The organism is Candidatus Methylomirabilota bacterium (genome assembly GCA_035709005.1).
Taxonomy (GTDB): Bacteria; Methylomirabilota; Methylomirabilia; order Rokubacteriales; family CSP1-6; genus 40CM-4-69-5.
This window is the reverse complement of sequence record DASTFB010000071.1, coordinates 126,803-145,579: the sequence shown is the minus strand read 5'-3', so window position 1 is coordinate 145,579 and position 18,777 is coordinate 126,803. Positions and strand designations below refer to the sequence as shown.

15 protein-coding genes are annotated in these 18,777 nt (G+C 69.5%); all 15 read right to left on the bottom strand.

Annotated elements, in window-relative coordinates; translation table 11 throughout:
• Window positions 1–125 precede the first annotated feature (125 nt).
• Entirely contained in the window at window positions 126–1,361 is a 1,236-nt protein-coding gene (locus VFR64_11745) for an ABC transporter permease (GenBank protein HET9490415.1), read from the bottom strand.
• Complete coding sequence (gene lysS / locus VFR64_11740; protein HET9490414.1) at window positions 1,358–2,839, bottom strand: lysine--tRNA ligase; 1,482 nt, start codon at window positions 2,837–2,839, stop codon at window positions 1,358–1,360. The genes VFR64_11745 and lysS overlap by 4 nt, the downstream gene beginning before the upstream one ends.
• Window positions 2,836–3,946 (bottom strand): peptide chain release factor 2 gene (gene prfB, locus VFR64_11735; protein ID HET9490413.1). Its coding sequence is split into 2 segments (ribosomal slippage): window positions 2,836–3,882 and window positions 3,884–3,946, totalling 1,110 coding nucleotides; the frame shifts between segments, so codons are not numbered across the junction. The genes lysS and prfB overlap by 4 nt, the downstream gene beginning before the upstream one ends.
• A complete protein-coding gene (gene lnt, locus VFR64_11730) occupies window positions 3,943–5,421 on the bottom strand; it encodes an apolipoprotein N-acyltransferase (protein HET9490412.1) in 1,479 nt (492 codons plus the stop codon). Before lnt ends, prfB begins: the two co-directional genes overlap by 4 nt.
• 26 nt (window positions 5,422–5,447) lie before the next feature.
• Complete coding sequence (locus VFR64_11725; protein HET9490411.1) at window positions 5,448–6,173, bottom strand: metallophosphoesterase family protein; 726 nt, start codon at window positions 6,171–6,173, stop codon at window positions 5,448–5,450.
• A 7-nt stretch (window positions 6,174–6,180) separates the two neighbouring features.
• A complete protein-coding gene (nusB, locus tag VFR64_11720; protein HET9490410.1) occupies window positions 6,181–6,597 on the bottom strand; it encodes a transcription antitermination factor NusB in 417 nt (138 codons plus the stop codon).
• 27 nt (window positions 6,598–6,624) lie between these two features.
• Entirely contained in the window at window positions 6,625–7,140 is a 516-nt protein-coding gene (gene ribH / locus VFR64_11715) for a 6,7-dimethyl-8-ribityllumazine synthase (GenBank protein HET9490409.1), read from the bottom strand.
• A gap of 1 nt (window position 7,141) precedes the next feature.
• On the bottom strand, window positions 7,142–8,356 hold the full coding sequence (locus VFR64_11710; GenBank protein ID HET9490408.1) for a bifunctional 3,4-dihydroxy-2-butanone-4-phosphate synthase/GTP cyclohydrolase II: 1,215 nt from the start codon (window positions 8,354–8,356) through the stop codon (window positions 7,142–7,144).
• Window positions 8,353–8,955, bottom strand: coding sequence for a riboflavin synthase (locus tag VFR64_11705; protein ID HET9490407.1), 603 nt, complete (start codon window positions 8,953–8,955; stop codon window positions 8,353–8,355). Before VFR64_11705 ends, VFR64_11710 begins: the two co-directional genes overlap by 4 nt.
• A complete protein-coding gene (ribD, locus tag VFR64_11700) occupies window positions 8,955–10,070 on the bottom strand; it encodes a bifunctional diaminohydroxyphosphoribosylaminopyrimidine deaminase/5-amino-6-(5-phosphoribosylamino)uracil reductase RibD (GenBank protein ID HET9490406.1) in 1,116 nt (371 codons plus the stop codon). The genes VFR64_11705 and ribD overlap by 1 nt, the downstream gene beginning before the upstream one ends.
• Complete coding sequence (gene ftsY, locus VFR64_11695) at window positions 10,067–10,993, bottom strand: signal recognition particle-docking protein FtsY (protein HET9490405.1); 927 nt, start codon at window positions 10,991–10,993, stop codon at window positions 10,067–10,069. The genes ribD and ftsY overlap by 4 nt, the downstream gene beginning before the upstream one ends.
• The gene (locus VFR64_11690; GenBank protein ID HET9490404.1) at window positions 10,990–11,802 is read right to left on the bottom strand and encodes a RodZ domain-containing protein; all 813 of its coding nucleotides are present in this window, start codon (window positions 11,800–11,802) and stop codon (window positions 10,990–10,992) included. Before VFR64_11690 ends, ftsY begins: the two co-directional genes overlap by 4 nt.
• 38 nt (window positions 11,803–11,840) lie before the next feature.
• Window positions 11,841–15,386, bottom strand: coding sequence for a chromosome segregation protein SMC (gene smc / locus VFR64_11685; protein HET9490403.1), 3,546 nt, complete (start codon window positions 15,384–15,386; stop codon window positions 11,841–11,843).
• Window positions 15,387–15,514: 128 nt separating this feature from the next.
• Window positions 15,515–15,910 (bottom strand): hypothetical protein, encoded by a 396-nt coding sequence (locus VFR64_11680; GenBank protein HET9490402.1) that lies wholly within the window; start codon window positions 15,908–15,910, stop codon window positions 15,515–15,517.
• Window positions 15,911–15,982: 72 nt separating this feature from the next.
• Window positions 15,983–18,769, bottom strand: a complete 2,787-nt coding sequence (gene secA, locus VFR64_11675; protein ID HET9490401.1) for a preprotein translocase subunit SecA — start codon at window positions 18,767–18,769, stop codon at window positions 15,983–15,985.
• Window positions 18,770–18,777: the final 8 nt, after the last annotated feature.

Sequence of the window (18,777 nt, the reverse complement as noted above, 5' to 3'; positions counted from 1 at the left end):
ATTTGTTGTGGCGGGGGCCGCGTGGCCGGCTCAGGCCGAGGGTGGCCTGCTTCAGGTGCGGCGTGGTTGCGTTCGTATTCCGGATTTGTTGAACTCGAAGTGGTGCGGCGTCCCGGGGCCCGCGCCTACTCGTAGCGCAGCACATCGACGGGGGCCAGGGCGCCGGCGCGCCGCGCCGGCAGGATGGTGGCCAGGAACGAGAGGATCAGCGTGGCTCCCACTACCAGGAGGAAGTCCGGCCAGGTCAGCTTCATGAGCAGATAGTCGATCTGGTACACGTCGCCGGCCAACCGGATGATCTTGTACGTGTTCTGCACCCAGATGAGCGCCAGTCCCACCGCGGCCCCGGCCACCGTTCCCACCAGGCCGATGCTCATCCCCACGGCCAGGAACACCGCCGTGATCATGGACCCCGAGGCCCCGATGGCCTTGAGGATGCCGATCTCCTTGCGCTTGTCGGCGACCAGCAGCACGAGGTGGCCGATGATGGCGAAGGCGGCCACCAGGACGATGATCGTCACGATGACGAACAGGGCGAGCTTCTCCAGCTGCAGGGCCGCGAACAGGTTGCGGTTCATGTCCATCCAGTCGCGGATCCAGTAGGGCAACCCGAGCCGGGCGGCGATCAGCGCGCCCACCCGCTTGGCGTCGAAGGGATCGTGGAGCTTCACGTCGATCCCGCTGACCGCCGTGCCCAGGCCGGCAAACTCCTGGGCCCGGGGCAGGCTCATGAAGGCCAGCGTCGCATCGTACTCGTGCATCCCCAGTTCCACGATGCCGGCCACCGTATAGCGCCGCATCTTCGGCACGAGGCCGACCGCGGTCAGCGCGCCCTTGGGGGAGATCACGGTGACGGGATCGCCGGTGATCACCCCGAGCACCCGGGCCATCTCACCGCCCAGCACCAGCGCGCCCTCCCCCGCCTGCAACGGCTCGACGCTCCCGCTGCGCAGGTGGGTGCGCAGGTCGGCGAGGGCGACGGGATTCGTGAGGTCCACGCCGCGGATCAGGCCGCCATGGGCGCTCCCACCGCTGGTGGTGAAGAGGGCTTGCTGCAGGACGAAGGGCGTCGCCGCGCGTACTCCCGGGACGGTGCGCACCCGCTCGGCGACGGCGGCGGCGTCCTCCAGGCCCGGAGTGCCGGCCTGAAAGATGAGCAGGTGGGGATTGGCCTCGATGATCTTGTCGCGAATCGAGTCCTGGAAGCCGGTCATCACGGCCAGCACCAGGATGAGGGCGGCGACACCCAGGAAGACACCACCGACCCCGATCCACACGAACAGTGAGAGGTTGGCGCGTTGTCCGGCCGAGCGGAGATAACGCAGGCCGAGGAACAGCTCGAAGGGCAGGCCGCGGCTCACGCCTCGTCCTCATCGGCGGGTCGCCCGGCCTCGGGGCGCAGATGCGGGAACAGGACCACCTCGCGGATGGAGGGCTGGTTGGCGAAGAGCATCACCAGCCGGTCGATACCGATGCCCTCGCCGGCCGTGGGCGGCATGCCGTACTCGAGGGCGCGAACGTAGTCCTCGTCCAGCCAGTGGGCCTCCTCGTCGCCGCGGGCCAGGAGCGAGGCCTGCTCGCGGAACCGCGACATCTGGTCGATGGGATCGTTCAACTCGCTGTAGGCGTTGGCCATCTCCCGCTGGCCGATGAAAAGCTCGAAGCGATCCACCAGGCGGGAGTTGTCCCGCTTTTTCTTGGCCAGGGGCGAGAGCTCGACAGGAAAGTCCATGACGAAGGTCGGCTGGACGAGGGAAGGCTCCACGAGCGTCTCGAAGACCTCTTTCCACAGCCGCCAGGGCGCCGGCGCAGCGTCGACGGTGATGCCGCGGGCCGCCGCCGCTTGGGCCACCCGGGCCGGGTCCGTCTCGGTGCTCACGTCCATTCCCAGCGCCTGGGACAGCCCCGCGAAGAACCCCAGGCGCCGCCACGGCGGCCGGAGGTCGATCTCGTGCTCTCCCCACCGGAGCGTCGGTCCTTCCCCTACGGCCTGGGTGAGAGCCACGAACATCTCCTCGGTGAGCCGCATCAGATCCTGGTAATCGGCATAGGCCTGATAGAACTCCAGCATCGTGAACTCGGGGTTGTGCTGGGTGGAGACACCCTCGTTCCGAAAGTTTCGGTTGATCTCGTACACGCGCTCGAACCCGGCCACGATGAGCCGCTTGAGGTAGAGCTCGGGAGCGATGCGGAGGTAGAGATCCATGTCCAGGGCGTTGTGGTGCGTCTTGAACGGTCGCGCGATGGCACCACCCGGAATGGGTTGCATCATCGGCGTCTCGACCTCGATGAACCCCCGGGCGTCGAAAAAGTCGCGCAACGCCTTGATGATGCGCGAGCGGAGCACGAAGATCCGGCGGACGTCGCGGTTGACGATGAGGTCGACGTAGCGACGCCGGTAGCGTGTCTCGACGTCGCGCAGGCCATGCCATTTCTCGGGCAGCGGGCGCAAGGCCTTGGTCAGGAACTGCAGGCGTCCGACGGCGACCGTGAGCTCGCCCGTACGGGTGCGGAAGGGCTCGCCGGTGACGCCGATGAAGTCGCCCAGGTCGAGATCCGTGAACAGCGAGTAGGCCTCGCCGAGCTGATCGGCCCGCGCGTAGAGCTGGATGCGCCCGCTGGAGTCTTGAAGATGCGCGAAGCAGGTCTTGCCATGGTGGCGCAGGGCCATGACGCGTCCGGCCACGCTGACCGAACCGGCGGCTTTCAGCTCTTCGTCCTTGGCCGAGGCGAACTGCTCGTGCAGTTGCTGGGCCTGATGCGTCACGACGAACCGCTCCCCGAAGGGGTCGATCCCTCGCTTGCGCAAGCTCTCGAGCTTCTCGTGGCGCTGGCTCATAGCTGGGCGGCCCGCACGCTGCCCAGCAGATAGGCCTTGATGAAGGGCTCGAGGTCTCCGTCCATGACGGCCTCGACGTTGCCGATCTCCACGCCGGTCCGGTGGTCCTTTACCAGCTGGTAGGGATGGAAGGTATACGAGCGGATCTGGCTGCCGAAGGCGATGCCCTTCTTCTCCCCGGTCAGCTCGGCCAGCTCTTCCCGTTGCTTCCGCTCGGCCAGCTCGAACAACCGCGCCTTGAGGATGCGCAGAGCCGTGTCCCGGTTCCGCAGCTGCGACCGCTCGTTCTGGCACTGCACCACGATTCCGGTGGGCAGGTGGGTGATCCGGACCGCCGAGTCGGCCGTGTTCACGCCCTGCCCGCCGGGGCCCGACGAGCGAAAGACATCGATGCGCAGCTCGTCGTCGCGTACCACCACCTCGACGTCGTCCACTTCGGGGACCACCCCGACCGAGGCGAAGCTGGTCTGACGGCGACGGGAGGCGTCGAACGGCGAGATGCGCACGAGCCGGTGGACGCCGGCCTCGCCCTTTAGCAACCCGTAGGCGTACTCGCCGGTGACTTCGATGGTCGCCGACTTGATCCCGGCTTCCTCCCCCGGCAGCAGATCCACCACTTCGGCCTTGAAGCCGTTGCGCTCACACCACCTCAGGTACATCCGCATGAGCATCTGGGCCCAATCCTGGGACTCCGTCCCGCCGGCGCCCGGGTGGATGTAGACGATGGCGGCTTTTTCGTCGTGAGGACCGGAGAGCATGATCTTGAGCTCGAACTCGTCCAGGTCCCGCCGCAAGCGGCCGATGCTCGCGGTGATCTCGGTGTCGAGGCTGCCGTCGTCGGCCTCGGCAGCCAGCTCCAGCAGGACGCCGAGATCGTCGGCCTGGCGGGCCAGGTCGCCGAGCCGGGCGACGAGCCGCTGAATCTGCGAGCGCTCCCGGATCAGCTCCTGAGCGCGCCGGTTGTCCTCCCAGAACGCCGGAGCCGACATCTCGGCGTCGAGGCCGGCCAGCCGCTGCTCTTTGGCGGGCAGGTCAAAGATGCCTCCTGAGCTCGTCGACGCGGCGAGCCAGCTCCGCCGCCTCCCGCTTGACCTCCCCGGCGATCACTGTGCCCTCCTCAGGGCGGCCGCCACGAGCGCGGCCGCAGAAACCACGACAGACAGGTACGGCAGCCAATCTCCCCACCGCGTGTACAACGTCTCCCCGCTGCGTAGCGGCACCCGCGCGAGCAGGTTGCCCCGGACGTAGAGGTCCAGGGCCTGCACGATCCGTCCGCTGGGCGCGATGAACGCCGACACGCCGGTATTGGCGGCCCGGACCACGGCCGTCCGATGCTCGACCGCTCGCAGCGGATACATCGCCAGGTGCTGCAGCGGCCCGCTGGTACGGCCGAACCACGCGTCGTTCGTCATGTTCACCAAGAGGCGGGCTCCGCCCGTGACGAAACGGCGGACCAGTGCCGGGAAGATCCCCTCGTAACAGATCACGACGCCGAACGGGGCTGGTGGACCGGCGAAGACGACGGCATGGGCGCCGGGCGTCAGTTCGGAGATGAACTCGGCCCAGCCCCTCACGAACCCGATCACACTGGACAGCGGCACATACTCTCCGAACGGAACCAAGTGGATCTTATCATACCTGCTCACGATCCCCCGTTCGGTCAACAAAAATGCGGTGTTGCGCAGGTCCTGCTCCGAGCTGTCCACGATGTCGATCGACCCGACGAGCAGCGGGACCTGCCAGGCGCCGGAGAGCTCCGTGAGCGAGCCCAGGAGCGTCGCGTCCCGGCGCAGGATGGTGGGCGAAGCGGTCTCCGGCCACACGATCAGATCCGGCCGCTGGCTCGCCGCGGCGCGGGTCAGCTCGCCGTAGATGGCCAACGTCGACTCGGTGTGCTCCGGCTTCCACTTCAACGGCTGCTCGATCGACGGCTGCATCACCGCAACGGTCACCTCGCCGGGGGCCGGCGCCTCCTTCAGGCGCCAGGCGCCGAAGGCCAGGGTGGCTGCCGCGAGGGTCACGCCGAGGGCCAGGCCGATCGCCGCTCGCCCGCGTGACAACACGACGGCCCCGGCCAGCGCCGCGTTCACGGCGAAGACGACGAACGAGACGGCCCAGACGCCACCCAACTCGGCGATCTGGATGACCGGCAGCTGCCGATACTGCGAATAGCCCAGGCTGCCCCAGGGAAAGCCGCCCATGAGCCACCCCCGCGCCCACTCCGCGCTCACCCACAGCCAGGGGGCCGCCAGCAGCGCCACCGCCGAGCCGCGGCCGCGCGCCAGCCAGGACACGGCGCCCGCGACGAGCCCGGTCCACACCGCACAGTACCCGGACAGCAGGGCCGTCGGCATCCAGGTCAAGGGCCACGGGATCTCGCTATAGACGCGAAAGGTGAAGTTCAGCCAGCGAAGCAACAACAGGAAGAAGGTGAACCCGGCCAGCCAGCCCCATCCGAACGCTGGCCCCGGGCTGCGAGTGAGAGCCAGGACCAGCACCGGGGCCAGGGCCACCCAGGCGGCCCCTGACCAGTCGGGACGGGGAAAGGCCAGGGCCAGCGCCGTACCGGAGGCGAGCGCCACGAGCGCCGCGCCCAGGGTCTCGCGGCTCAGCGTCCTTCGCCTAGGCGGTCCGCCAGGAAGGCGGGCAAGCCGGCGGCCACGATCCGCTTGCGCGTGGCCATGACGTCGTAGGGCACGCGGCGGATGCTCACGCGCCTGGCCTCGGTGTCCCAGAGCGCCCACGCCGCCCTCGGGTCCCGGTCCCGCGGCTGCCCCACGCTGCCGACGTTGACCAGGTACCGGCACCCAGGCTCCAGGAGCACGTCCATCGGCCGGGCCTCGTGGCGTCGGCCCCAGGAGCCCTGGACCCAGACCCCGGGCAGATGCGAGTGGCCGACGAAGCACAGCCGCGTCGTGAACGACGCGAAGGCGCGATAGCCGTCTTCCGCGGAGATCACGTATTCCCAGTCCTCGGGCTGATGCGGGCTGGCGTGCACCAGGGTGGCGTCCTCCCATTCGCAGACCAGCGGCAGCGCTCCGAGCCAGGCCCGATGCTCGTCATCGAGCCGCTGCCGTGTCCACTCGGCGGCGACCCGGGCGTAGGGATTGAACCACTCCAGGGCCATGAGGCCCGCGGTGGCGTGCTCATGGTTGCCGGCCACCACGGCCTGACAGCGTTCGGCGACGAGCTCGATGCACCCTTCGGGCTCGGCGCCATAACCGACGACGTCGCCCAGACAGAGAATGACGTCCGCGCGGTCGCGGGCGTCGTCCAGGACGGCGCGCAGGGCCTCCAGGTTGGCGTGGATGTCGGAGAGGATCGCGTACCGCACGGGAGACTCAGGAGGCCGGCCGAAGCTCTTTGCGGATCCGATCCAGCACCCCGTTGATGAACCGGCTCGACTCGGCGGTGCCGAACTTCTTGGCGATCTCGATGGCCTCGTTGATGGCGACCTTGGAGGGCACCTCCGCGCTCCAGACCATCTCGTAGATGGCCAGCCGCAGGATGTTGCGGTCCACCACGGCCATGCGCTCGAGATCCCAGTGCTCGACGTACTGGCGGAGCAGCTCGTCGCTCTTCGCTTGATGCCGCTTGGCGCCGTGGACGAGGGCCTCGGCGAAGGCCCGGGTGTCGTCGTCCACCGGGTGATGGAACCAGAACTCCGCGGCGTGCGGGTGGGCATCGTCATCCCCGCGCAGATCGAGCTGGTAGAGGAACTGCAGGGCCACCTCGCGCGCTTTGCGGCGTCGTCCCACGGCGGGCCCCGAGTGCCTAGCCCTTGCTCATTTGCGGCTCGGTCCGGGCTGCCGGCGGCGCACGAACGCCGCCATCTCGATGGCTGCCTCGGCGGCCTCCTGACCGCGATTGCCCACCGCACCGCCCGCCCGTGCCCAGGCTTGCTCCTCGCTCAAGGCCGTGATCACGCCGAAGGTCGTCGGCACGCCGGTGCTGAGACCCACCTCACGGATCCCGGCGGCGGCTTCCCGGGCGATGTGCTCGAAATGCGGCGTCTCACCACGGATGATCACCCCCAGGCAGACGATCGCCGCATAGCGTCCCGTCCGGGCCAGGTGCGCGGCGGCCTGAGGGAGCTCGAACGACCCGGGGACCCAGTGGACCTCCACGTCGCCGGAGGCCACGCGCGCGGCGGCGAAGGCGTGCAAAGCGCTGTCGACCAGCTTCTTGCTGATGGGCTCGTGGAAGCGCGCGGCCACGACGCCGAACCGGGCGCCACCGCCAGCCCGGGTCAGGCTGCTGGTGAGCCCCGCGCGGCGCGGGCGGGGGGCGCGGCCGGACACGTCAATCCTCGAAGGCGGACGAGAGGAGGTGCCCGAGCTTGTCCCGCTTCGTGCTGAGGTAGCGGTGGTTCTCGGGGGTCGGGGGCACCTCGAGCGGCAGCCGTTCGACGAAGTGCAGCCCGTAGGCCTCCAGCCCCACACGCTTCCGGGGGTTGTTGGTGAGCAGGCGGAGGTTCTTCACGCCGAGGTCGACGAGCACCTGGGCGCCGATGCCGTAGTCGCGCTGGTCGGGCTTGAACCCCAGAGCCTCGTTGGCCTCGACCGTGTCCTTGCCGGCATCCTGGAGCTCGTAGGCCTTGAACTTGTTGAGCAGCCCGATGCCCCGCCCTTCCTGGCGCAGGTACACGATGACGCCCCGCCCCTCGCGCTCGATCATCGCCAGCGCCGTGCGCAGCTGCACGCCGCAGTCGCAGCGTCGGCATTGAAAGACGTCGCCGAACAGGCACTCGGAGTGCATCCGAACCATCACAGGCTCGTCGCCGGCCACTTCGCCCATCATCAGGGCGATGGGCGTTCGGCTCTCCACGGACGTCTCGTAGGCGATCGCCGTCCACTCCCCGAACTCCGTGGGCAGGCGGGTCTGGGCGACGCGGCGCACGAGCTTCTCGGTCCGGGTCCGGTAGGCGATCAGGTCCTTGATGGTGGCCATCTTGAGGCCGTGCCGCGCGGCCAGCTCGACGAGGTGCGGCACGCGGGCCATGGCCCCCGTCTCGTCGAGCACCTCGCAGATGACTCCCGCGGGCGAGCAGTCGGCCATCCGGGCCAGGTCCACCGCGGCCTCGGTGTGGCCGGCCCGGCGCAGCACCCCGCCGGGCATGGCTCGCAGCGGCAGGATGTGGCCGGGTCGCGTGAGGTCCTCCGGCCGCGTGCTCGGGTCGACCAGGGTGCGGATGGTCACGGCCCGGTCGTAGGCCGAGGTCCCGGTCGTCACCCCCCGGCGGGCGTCCACCGTGATGGTGAAGGCGGTGCTGAGCGGCGCCGTGTTGTCGGAGACCATCATGCTGATCTTCAGCTCGTCCAACCGCTCCCCGGTCATCGGCACGCAGATGAGCCCGCGGCCGTACCGTGCCATGAAATTGATCGCGTCCGGCGTGGCCTTGTCGGCCGCCATCAGCAGATCGCCTTCATTCTCACGGTCCTCGTCGTCGACGACGACGAGGATGCGGCCCTGCCGGATCTCCTCGATGGCCTCTTCGATCGGCGCAAAGACTGTCATCGGGCCCCCCGCAGCGACAGCGCGCGCACCACGTACTTGCCGATCACGTCGGTCTCCACGTTCACCGCCTGGCTCACCTGCAGCCCGCCCAGCGTCGTCGCCTCCAGCGTGTGCGGGATCAGCATCACCTCGAACCACCCCGCTCCCAACGCTGCCACCGTCAGGCTGACCCCCTCCACCGCCACCGACCCCTTGATGACCAGGTATCGCTCCAGATCCGCACAGGGCAGGGCGAGGCGGACCCGCGCCGTCGATTCTACACGCGTTACGTCCGCAATGGTGGCCACGCCATCGACGTGCCCCAGGACCAGGTGACCTCCCACGGGAGCGCCCAGACGGAGGGGACGTTCCAGGTTGACCGTACGTCCCGGGGTCAGCGAGCCCAGGGTCGTGCGGGCCAGCGTCTCGGGGCCGACGTCGAAGACGAAAGCGTCGGCCAGGCGCTCGACGACGGTGAGGCAGACGCCATTGACGGCTACGCTGGCGCCACGCTCACTGCCCTCGAGCGTTACGGTGGCCTGCACCTGGAGCCGCACCGTGTCGCTCGCCGGCGCGGCCGCCCGGACCACGCCCACCTCTTCCACGATCCCCGTGAACATCAGGCGGGCTCGCGGCAGACATCCGCTTCGATGAGGACGTCCTCGCCCACGGGCCGGATCGACAGCGCACCGAGTCTCAGGGCGTGCTTCAGGGCCAGGCCGCTGCCGGCGATCATCGGTGTCGCCTCGCGCCCGCCCATCAGCCGCGGCGCCACGAAGACCGCGACCCGGTCCACCAGCCCGGTGTCCAGAAACGCCCCGTGGACCTCGGCACCCCCTTCGACCAGCACCCCGCGGATCTCGCCCGCATGGAGCTCGGCGAGGAGCTCGGCCAGCCCGACACGGCCGTCGCGCACGGGCAGGCGCACGAGCGTCACGCCCGCGTCGAGCAACCGGCGAACCCGCTCGGCCGGCGCGGTCTCACCCACGGCGATGAGGGTGCGGGCGGCGGTACCCGACGTGATGACCCGAGCGGCCGGCGGGGTTCGCGCGCCGGTATCGAGCACGACACGCAGCGGCTCCCGCGGCCAGGGCGGTTCCAGGCGGACGGTGAGCTGGGGATCGTCGCGAAGCACGGTGCGAATCCCGGCGACGATCGCGTCGGCCTCGCTGCGCAGGCGATGGGTCTCGCGGCGGGCCGCCTCCCCCGTGATCCATCGCGATTCGCCGTGGAGATCGGCGATCTTGCCATCGAGGGTCATGGCGGCTTTCAGGAGGACGTGCGGCCGTCCCTGCCGCATCACCGTGAGAAAGATCCGGTTCTGCTCCGCCGCCCGCGCTTGTAAGACTCCCACCGCCACCTCGATCCCCGCCCGCCGCAGGACCTCGAGGCCCCGGCCGGCGATCATCGGGTTGGGGTCCTGGAGCGCCGCGACCACGCGGCGCACTCCCGCCGCCACCACGGCCGGGGCGCAGGGCGGAGTCCGCCCCCAGTGCGTGCAGGGCTCCAGGGTGACGTAAAGCGTGGCGCCTCGGGCGCGATCGCCGGCCGCGGCCAGCGCCTGGATCTCGGCATGCGCACTTCCCGCCGCTGCGTGGAAGCCCTCACCCACCACGCGATCCCCAAGTACCACGACCGCGCCGACCATGGGGTTGGGCGAGGTCAACCCCCGGGCCCGCTCGGCGAGCGCCAGGGCCCGGCTCATGAATTCCTCGTCCGCGCTGGTGGCGCTCATGAGGTGGGGACCAGCGCCTCCACGAAGCGATCGACGTCGAAGGGGCCCAGGTCCTCCAGCTTCTCACCGACACCGACCAGCTTGATGGGCAGGCCCAACTCCCGAACGATACGGACGACGATGCCCCCCTTCGCCGTTCCGTCAAGCTTGGTGAGGACGGCGCCGGTCAGCCCCACGGCCTCGTGGAACATCCGCGCCTGGGCCAGGCCATTCTGGCCGGTCGGCGCGTCGATAACGATCAACCGCTCGTGGGGCGCCCCCGGCAATTGCCGCTCGATCACGCGCTTGAGCTTGGCGAGCTCGAGCATCAGGTTCGACTTGGTGTGGAGCCGACCGGCGGTGTCGACGATGAGCACGTCGATCTGACGGGCGGTGGCGGCCTTGAGAGCGTCGAACACGACGGCCGCAGGGTCGGACCCGGCCGCCTGGCGGATCACCTCCACGCCGATGCGCTGGCCCCACGCCTCGAGCTGCTCGATGGCGGCCGCCCGGAACGTGTCTGCCGCAGCCAACAACACCTGCTGCCCCTCCCGGCTGAGGGCGGCCGCCAGCTTCGCGCAAGTCGTCGTTTTGCCCGAGCCGTTGACGCCCAGCATGAGGACGACGGCTGGTCGCGCCTCGAGGTTCAGCGGTTGGGCGGCCGGGCTGAGGATCTCCGTCAGGAAGCGGCGGAAGAGCGGTCGGAGCTGCTCGGCACGGGTCACCGTGCCGAACATCACTTCCTCGCGGGCGCGGTTGACGAAGTCGGCCGCCAGACTGGCCCCCAGGTCGGCCGCAACCAGCAGATCCTCCAGCTCGGTGTACAGGGCCTCGTCGATCGGCCTGTCCGGCTCCAGGACGGCCGCCAGCTGCTCGCCAAGGTACTCCCGCGACCTCCTGAGCCCAGCGCTCAGGCGGTCGCCCAGCCCACGGATGAACTTCACTGCTGCGTGGAAGGAATCACGAGCCGGGAGATGACCGCTCCTCGCGGTCCCAGGGGCGGAAGAGGCTGGCCGTTCAGCTCCAGCGCGATCCCGCCCGCATTGCCGACGGTGAGGACGAACGGGGTGCTGGAGACCCATTCCCGGACGGCGCCTGCGGGGATCGTCTCCTCGGTGGAGCGTCCATCGTCCGTCCGGACGCGGACCCAGGTCGCCTCCGATACCCGGGCCACCAGCCGGTACTGACCGCCGGAGCCAGGGGTGGCCACCGCGGGCTGCGGCGACGGAGGCGGGCTGGGAGGCGGCTGGGGCGCCGCGGCGACCTTCGGAGGCTGGGCCTCGGGCGCCTTCGGCCTGTCCTCGGCGGGGACGGGAGCCGTCACGGAAGTGGCAACATCGCCGGGCGCCGCTACCCCTTCGCGCGCGCTGGCCCGCTCGCGCGCGGACTGCAGAACATTGGCGACTGCCAGCAGAGCGACCCCGAAGACGACCAGGAGGACGAAGCTGATCAACACCGTGCTTCGGTTGCGGGCGCCCGACTCCACCCGCCGGCCCGCGCTCGCCGGCGCGGGGAGCGGCGTCCCCGTCTGGCGATGGTAGAGGGCGATGGCCTCGTCGGGAGGTGTCTCCAGGATCTGGCAGTACGCGCGCAGGAAGCCGCGGGCGAAGACATGTCCGGGCAGGGCGGCGAGGTCGTCCGCCTCCAGCGCCTCCAGGTACCGGGGGGCCACACGAGTAGCGCGGGAGAGCTCTTCGAGCGAGAGGCCTCGTCCCTCACGAAGCTCACGAAGGTATGAACCGAGCGAGGCCATGTCCGACACTGCGAGTCTAGCCTATCCGGGGCGTCTTTTCACACCTCCGCGTTGAGCTTCACGGACACCAGCCTGGACAGCCCCGGCTCTTCCATGGTCACGCCGTACAGGAGGTCGGCCGCCTCCATCGTCCGGCGGTTGTGGGTGATCACGAGGAACTGGGTTTGGCTCGTCAGCTCGCGCAACACCCTGAGGAAGCGGTGGATGTTGGCGTCGTCGAGGGGCGCATCGACCTCGTCCAGCACGCAGAACGGACTGGGCCGGTAGTAGAAGATCGCGAAAAGCAAGGCCAGTCCGGTTAGGGCACGCTCGCCGCCCGACAGCAGCGTCACTGACTGCAGGCGCTTGCCGCGGGGCTGGGCCATGAGCTCCACGCCGGTGTCCAGCGGATCGCCTCCCTCCTCGGCCTCGACCAGGCGCAGCTCGGCGCGGCCGCCTTCGAACAGGCGCTCGAACAGGCGCGAGAACTCACGGTTGATTTCCGCGAACGCCTGGTTGAACCGCTCCTGGGCGGTCCGGGTCATCCCCCGCAACGCTTTCTCGAGATCCTTGATGGAGGCGACCAGGTCATCGTGCTGGGTCCGGAGGAAGCTCAGGCGTTCGTCGAGCTCCCGGTATTCCTCGTCGGCCACCAGGTTGACGGCCCCGATCCCCGCCAGCCGCTCCTCCAGCTCGCCGACCCGCTGCTTGACCTCCGCCGGATCCTGGGAGGGGTCGTGCCGGGCGCGCAGAGCGGCCTCGTCGATGCTCCAGGCGCGATAGGCCTCCTGGGCCAGCTCCTCGCGCCGCACGCGACGCTCTGTCGCCTGGAGCTCCAGCTCGTGGATGCCGGCGACCAGGCGAGCCAGCTCCCCCTCGAGCGCTCGAACCTCCTGCTCCAGCCCTCGAAGCTCGCCGAGCAAGCCCTCATGGGCTTCGGCCGCCGCCTGGACTTCGCCCTCCCCGCGGTCGCGCTCCTCGGCGACGTCCCGGGCAGCGTCGTCCGTGCGCTGGCGCTCTTCCCGGAGCCACGCCTGGCGCTCGGCGAGCTGACTCTGGCGGGACTGAGCCGAGGCCAGGCGCTCCTTGAGGTCGGCCTCGATCTCGTCGATGCGGGCCAGCTCGCGTCCGAGCGCCTCGACGCGCTCCGTCACCGAGCCGACCTCGACGCGGAGGGCGGTGAGATCGGCCCCCAGGCGCGTCTCGCGCTCCTGGGCGGCGGCGATGGTCTCCCGGAGGACGCCCATCGCGTTCTCCTGAGCGGCCTCGGCCTCGCCGGCAGCGGCGATTCGCTGCTCGAGCCGCCCCAGCATGGCCGCCGTCTCGTCCGCCTCCGCGGCGATCTGCCGGTCCTCCAGGCGCACCGTCTGGACGTGACGCTGCACGCGGTCGTGCTCGCGGATGGCCTGCTCCAGATCCTTCTCACCGGACAGGTATTCCGCCTGACGCTCCCTCAGTCCCCCTTCGCAGGCGTTGAGGCGCTCCCGCAGGGCCGCGACCTCCCCGGCCAGCCGGGTGACCGCCGCCTGCGTCGTCTGCACGGCCTCGGTGAGGCGCGCGGTCTCGTCCTCGAGCTCCCGGAGCTGGCGCCGGCGCGCGAGCAGCGAGTGCTCGCTCCCTTCCCGCTCCGAGCCACCCCGCAGGCGACCGGTGGGTGTGAGCACCTGTCCATCGCGCGTGACGTAGGTGGCCACGATGCCGTTGCGCCGCCACAACGCCTCGGCGTGATCGAGATGCTCGACGACCGCCACCCGCCGGAGCAGGTAGTGCAGGAGATTCGGCGCGAACCCGCCTACCTGGCGCTCGACCCAGCGGATGCCGTTGTCCTCCGGTGGCAGCCCGTTCGGTGCCGGCAGATGCTCCAGGGGCAGGAAGGTGGCGGCCCCGGCGTTGCTGGCATCCAGGTATGCCACCGCCTCGCGGGCCTGCTCGAACCGCTCCACCACCACCCACTCCAGGCGCTCCCCGAGCACCGCCTCCACCGCCCGCTCGAGCTCCGGCGGGACGTCGAGGAGCTCGGCGACGGTGCCGACGACGCCGGCCACGCGCGGGCTGCCTTCCTCGCCGAAGATCGCGCGCACGCCCGAGCCGTAGCCTTCGCGGGCGCGATCGAGCCCACGCAGCGCATCGAGGCTGGACCCCCGCGCGGCCAGGGAGACTCGGAGCTCGCCCAGGCGGGCCTCCGCCTCGCCCAGCTGCCGCTCGAAGGTGGCCAGCTCGGTCGCCAGGCGGTCTCGCTGCTCAGTCAGGGAGGCCACCTCGGTCAGGGCACGGTCACGCGCGGTCTCCAGCTGGTGTCGGCTTGCCGTAAGCTGCAGGGCCTCGGCCTCGACGCCCTGGAGCTCGGCGGCCAGCCGTTCGGCGCGGCGCCCGAGCTGACTCTGGCGCTCGCGCAACTCGCCGGCCGAGCGGGTGAGATCGGCTCGCTCGGCGGCCAGGCGGACCTGCTCCAGTCGCATCGCCTCCAGGCGGCCACGCTCGTCGCTCAGCTGGAGGCGATGGCGCTCGACCTGCCCGGCCAGCTCGTCGGCCGTCTGCTGCCGCTCGGCGCGCAGTCGCTCGGCCTCGGCGAGGGCCACCCGCATCGTCTCGCGCTCGCCGACGATGCTGGCCAGCCGCTCGGTGCTGGATCGGATGTCCTCGGCGAGCCGGCTGCCCTCCTCGGTCGTCTCGTGCAGCTGCACGCCCATCTGCTCGCGCCGCTCCAGCAGGCGTTCCAGCTCGGCCTGCACCTTCTGAAGCGACTGGCGCAGGTCGGCCAGCCGGTGATCGCTGGCCAGCAGGCTCTCCCGCTCGGTCGCCTCCCGCGCCGCCAGGTGGGCCAGGCGAACCCGCAGCGTCTGCTCGCGGTCGCGCCGCGCGGCCACCTCGACGTCCAGGCGCTCGCCCTCGGCCACGAGTACGGCATAATCGGCGGCCGTGAGGATCAGGCGCAGGGCCTGGCGTTCCTGCTCGAGCGCCTTGTACTGTTGCGCCTTTTTGGCCTGACGCTCCAGCGAGCCCAGCTGGCGACGAACCTCCTCCATGACGTCCCGGACGCGCAGGAGGTTCTGGCGCGCGCCCTCCAGCTTGCCCTCGGTCTCGTTGCGCTGGTGCTTGTAGCGGGCGATGCCGGCCGCTTCCTCGATGAAGACGCGCCGCTCGTGGGGCTTCGCGGTGAGGACATGGTTGAGCTTGTCCTGATCCATCACGGAGTAGGCGCGCGGATTGGCGCCCGTCCCGGCGAAGAGATCGAGGATGTCACGCAGGCGGGTCACCGACTTGTTCAGCAGATACTCGCTCTCACCCGTGCGGTAGAGCCGGCGGGCGACCGCGACCTCGCTCCACGGTACGTTGAGGGTGCCGTCGTTGCTGAACCTGAGCTCCACTTCCCCCATGCCCACGGCGCGGCGGGACGCCGAGCCGTGGAAGATGAGGTCCTCCATGCGCTGGCCCCGCAGCGATTTCGCGCTCTGCTCGCCCAGCGCCCAGCGCACTGCGTCGGAGAGATTGGATTTGCCGCACCCGTTTGGACCCACGACGGCAGTGATGCCCGGAAGCACCTTGATCTCGGTGCGCTCGCCGAACGACTTGAAGCCGTTGAGCGTGATGGTCTCGAGACGCATGCGCCCTTCTATCACGAGGGGTTGCGTGGTCCCAAGAAAAAAGGCACCAGCGGTTGGGCCGTTGCGGCCCCAGCGGCCCCAGATGTCGCGGAACCGGCCGTGGACCGAGTCCCGGCAGGCGGCCTCGTCTACTTCTTGAAGAGGTTGCCGAAGGCCCGCCGGGCGTCGTCAGGGCGCATCGATCCCGCCGAGGTGTCGCGCTCGACCGTCACCGTCAGCGCGAACGCGGTGCACTCGTTGCGGCGCCGTTTGTCGGCCACCCTCGCGACAACGGGCTGGACGCACTCGAATCGCCGGGCCGGATCGAAATGGGCGCACTGCCGGCAGGCGTGCAGGTCCGCCCGGCAGTTGGGACATTGGCTGAGCGAGTCGGCCGTGATGGGTAACACCGTGCCGCATTCGGCGCAGCGCGAGACGGCCCGGCTCTTGAGGATGCTTGACGGCCGAGCGGAGGGCGGCGGCGCCTCCCGCCGTTCGTTCTGATTGTTCCGGTAGCCGGCCTGACGATACCGTCGGTCGTCCATCTCAGCCCGTCTGCTCCAGACCGGGGCCTTCTCCTTGATCCACGACCTCGCGAACCTCGAAAACGCGGAAGATCAGGTGCTCTGCTTCAGGTAGCAGCACTTCTTGTACTTCTTGCCCGACCCGCAGGGGCAGGGGTCGTTGCGTCCGACCTTTTCGCCGCTGGCGGTCCGGGGGGCCGAGCGTGGCGCCGTGGGGGCCGCGTTGCGCGACATCTCGTCGGGCAGGGCGCCGCGAGACTCTTGCACATCGGCCCACGCCGTCATCGTCGGCAGCTCCACGGGGGTGTCGCGCACGATCTGGACCTTGAACAGCCGCTCCACGACGGTGGCCTTGACCCGGGACGCCATGTCCTGGAAGAGCTCGAACGCCTCGCGCTTGTACTCGGTCAGGGGGTCGCGCTGCCCGTACCCGCGCAGACCGATCCCTTCCTTGAGATGGTCGATGGACAGCAAGTGGTCTTTCCACTGCTGGTCCATCACGATCAGCATCTCGTGGCGCTCGAGGGCTCGCAGCAAGTCGCGGGAGAGCTCCTGCTCCCGCTCGCTGTAGCGCTCTCGCACCGCATTGCTCACGAGCTCCTGGAGCCCGTCCCGGGACACGACCTCGGCGAAGCGCGGAGCCGCGACGCGCACGTCGAACTGGCGATAGAGCGCCTCGTTGAGGCCGGCCAGGTCCCAGTCCTCGGGATGGCTCTTGCCGGGAGCGTAGGCGTCCAGCGTCGTGCCGACCAGGTCGTCGATCCACTCGGCGATCGTCTCAGCCTGGCTCTCGCCGTCCAGGATCTGGCGCCGCATGCCGTAGACGATCTCACGTTGCTTGTTCATCACGTCGTCGTACTCGAGCAGGTGCTTGCGGATCTCGAAGTTGTGGTTCTCGACCCGCTTCTGGGCGGTGGCGATGGCCCGGGTGACGAGCTTGTGCTCGATGGGCTCGCCTTCCTCCATTCCCAGGCGATCCATGATGCGCTGGATGCGCTGGGAGCCGAAGATCCGCAGCAGGTCGTCTTCCAGCGAGAGGTAGAACCGTGAGGAGCCCGGATCCCCTTGCCGGCCCGAGCGGCCCCGGAGCTGGTTGTCGATGCGGCGCGACTCGTGCCGCTCGGTGCCCACGATGTGTAATCCGCCCAGCGTCACTACTTTCTCGTGCTCCGGCTCGGTGATACGCCGGGCCTCGGCCAGGGCCGCCTCGCGGACCTCGGGGGACGCCGTGGCCGGGTCGAGCCCTTTGCGCCGCAAGGTCTCCTTGCTCAGGAAGTCGGGATTGCCGCCGAGGAGGATGTCGGTGCCGCGCCCGGCCATGTTCGTGGCGATGGTCACCGCGCCCAGGCGGCCGGCCTGGGCGACGATCTCCGCCTCGCGCTCGTGGTACTTGGCGTTGAGCACCTCGTGCTTGACGCCCCGTTTCTTCAGGAGCTTCGACAACTGCTCGGACTTCTCGATCGACACCGTGCCCACCAGCGCGGGCTGCCCATTCTCGTGGCAGCGCACGATATCCTCCACCACCGCGTTGAATTTCTCCCGCTCCGTCTTGTAGACCACGTCGGGGTGGTTGTGCCGGATGAGGCGGCGATTGGTGGGGACGACCACCACGTCGAGCTTGTAGATCTTGGCGAACTCCTCGGCCTCCGTCTCGGCGGTGCCCGTCATGCCGGCTAGCTTGTCGTACATGCGGAAGTAGTTCTGGAAGGTGATGGTGGCCAGCGTCTGGTTCTCGCGCTCGATGCGCACCCCTTCCTTGGCCTCCACGGCCTGGTGCAGGCCGTCCGACCACCGGCGGCCGGGCATGAGCCGGCCAGTGAACTCGTCCACGATGATGACCTGGCCGTCTTTGACCACGTAGTCGACGTCGCGTCGGTAGAGGGCGTGGGCCCGCAGCCCCTGATGGATGTGGTGGAGGACGTCGATGTTCTTGGGATCGTAGAGGTTATCGATGCCGAGCAGGCGCTCGCAGGAGGCGATCCCCTGCTCGGTCAGCGCCACCGCCTTGGACTTCTCGTCGACGATGTAGTCGCCGCTCTTCTGCTCTTCGATCTCGGAGAGCTTGCCCTCCACGATGGTGGCGGCCCGCTTCAGCTTGGGAATGATGCGGTCCAGCTTGTAGTAGAGCTCGGTGGACTCGTCGGACGGCCCCGAGATGATCAGGGGCGTCCGGGCCTCGTCGATGAGGATGGAGTCGACTTCGTCCACGATGGCGTAGTGCAGCTCCCGCTGCACCAGTTCCTCCTGCGTGAAGCGCATATTGTCGCGGAGGTAGTCGAAGCCGAACTCGTTGTTGGTGCCGTAGGTCACGTCGGCCAGATAGGCCTCGTGGCGGCTGCAGGGGCGCAACGCGGTCAGGCGGATGTCCGGCGTCACGTAGGCGGGGTCGTAGCGGAAGGACGCCTCGTGCTGGATCACGCCGATGGTGAGGCCGAGAGCGTGGTAGACCGGGCCCATCCACTGGGCGTCGCGCTTGGCCAGGTAATCGTTGACGGTCACGATGTGCACGCCCCGCCCGGTGAGCGCGTTGAGGTACGCGGGGAGCGTGGCCACCAGCGTCTTGCCCTCGCCGGTGGCCATCTCGGCGATCTTGCCGCTGTGCAGCACCATGCCGCCGATGTGCTGGACGTCGAAGTGTCGCATCCCGAGCGTGCGACGGGCCGCCTCCCGGCACACCGCAAACGCCTCGGGCAGCAGCTCGTCGAGGCTCGCCGACGGGAGGCGCCGCCGCAGCTCGTCGGTCTTGGCCCGGAGCGCGCCGTCATCGAGCGCCTGCAGGTCGGGCTCCCGTGCGGTGATGGCCTGCACGATCGGCATCATCCGTTTGATGTCCCGATCGTGCTTGGTTCCGAAGATGGAGCGGAGGACGGCGTTCAGCATGAGTCCAC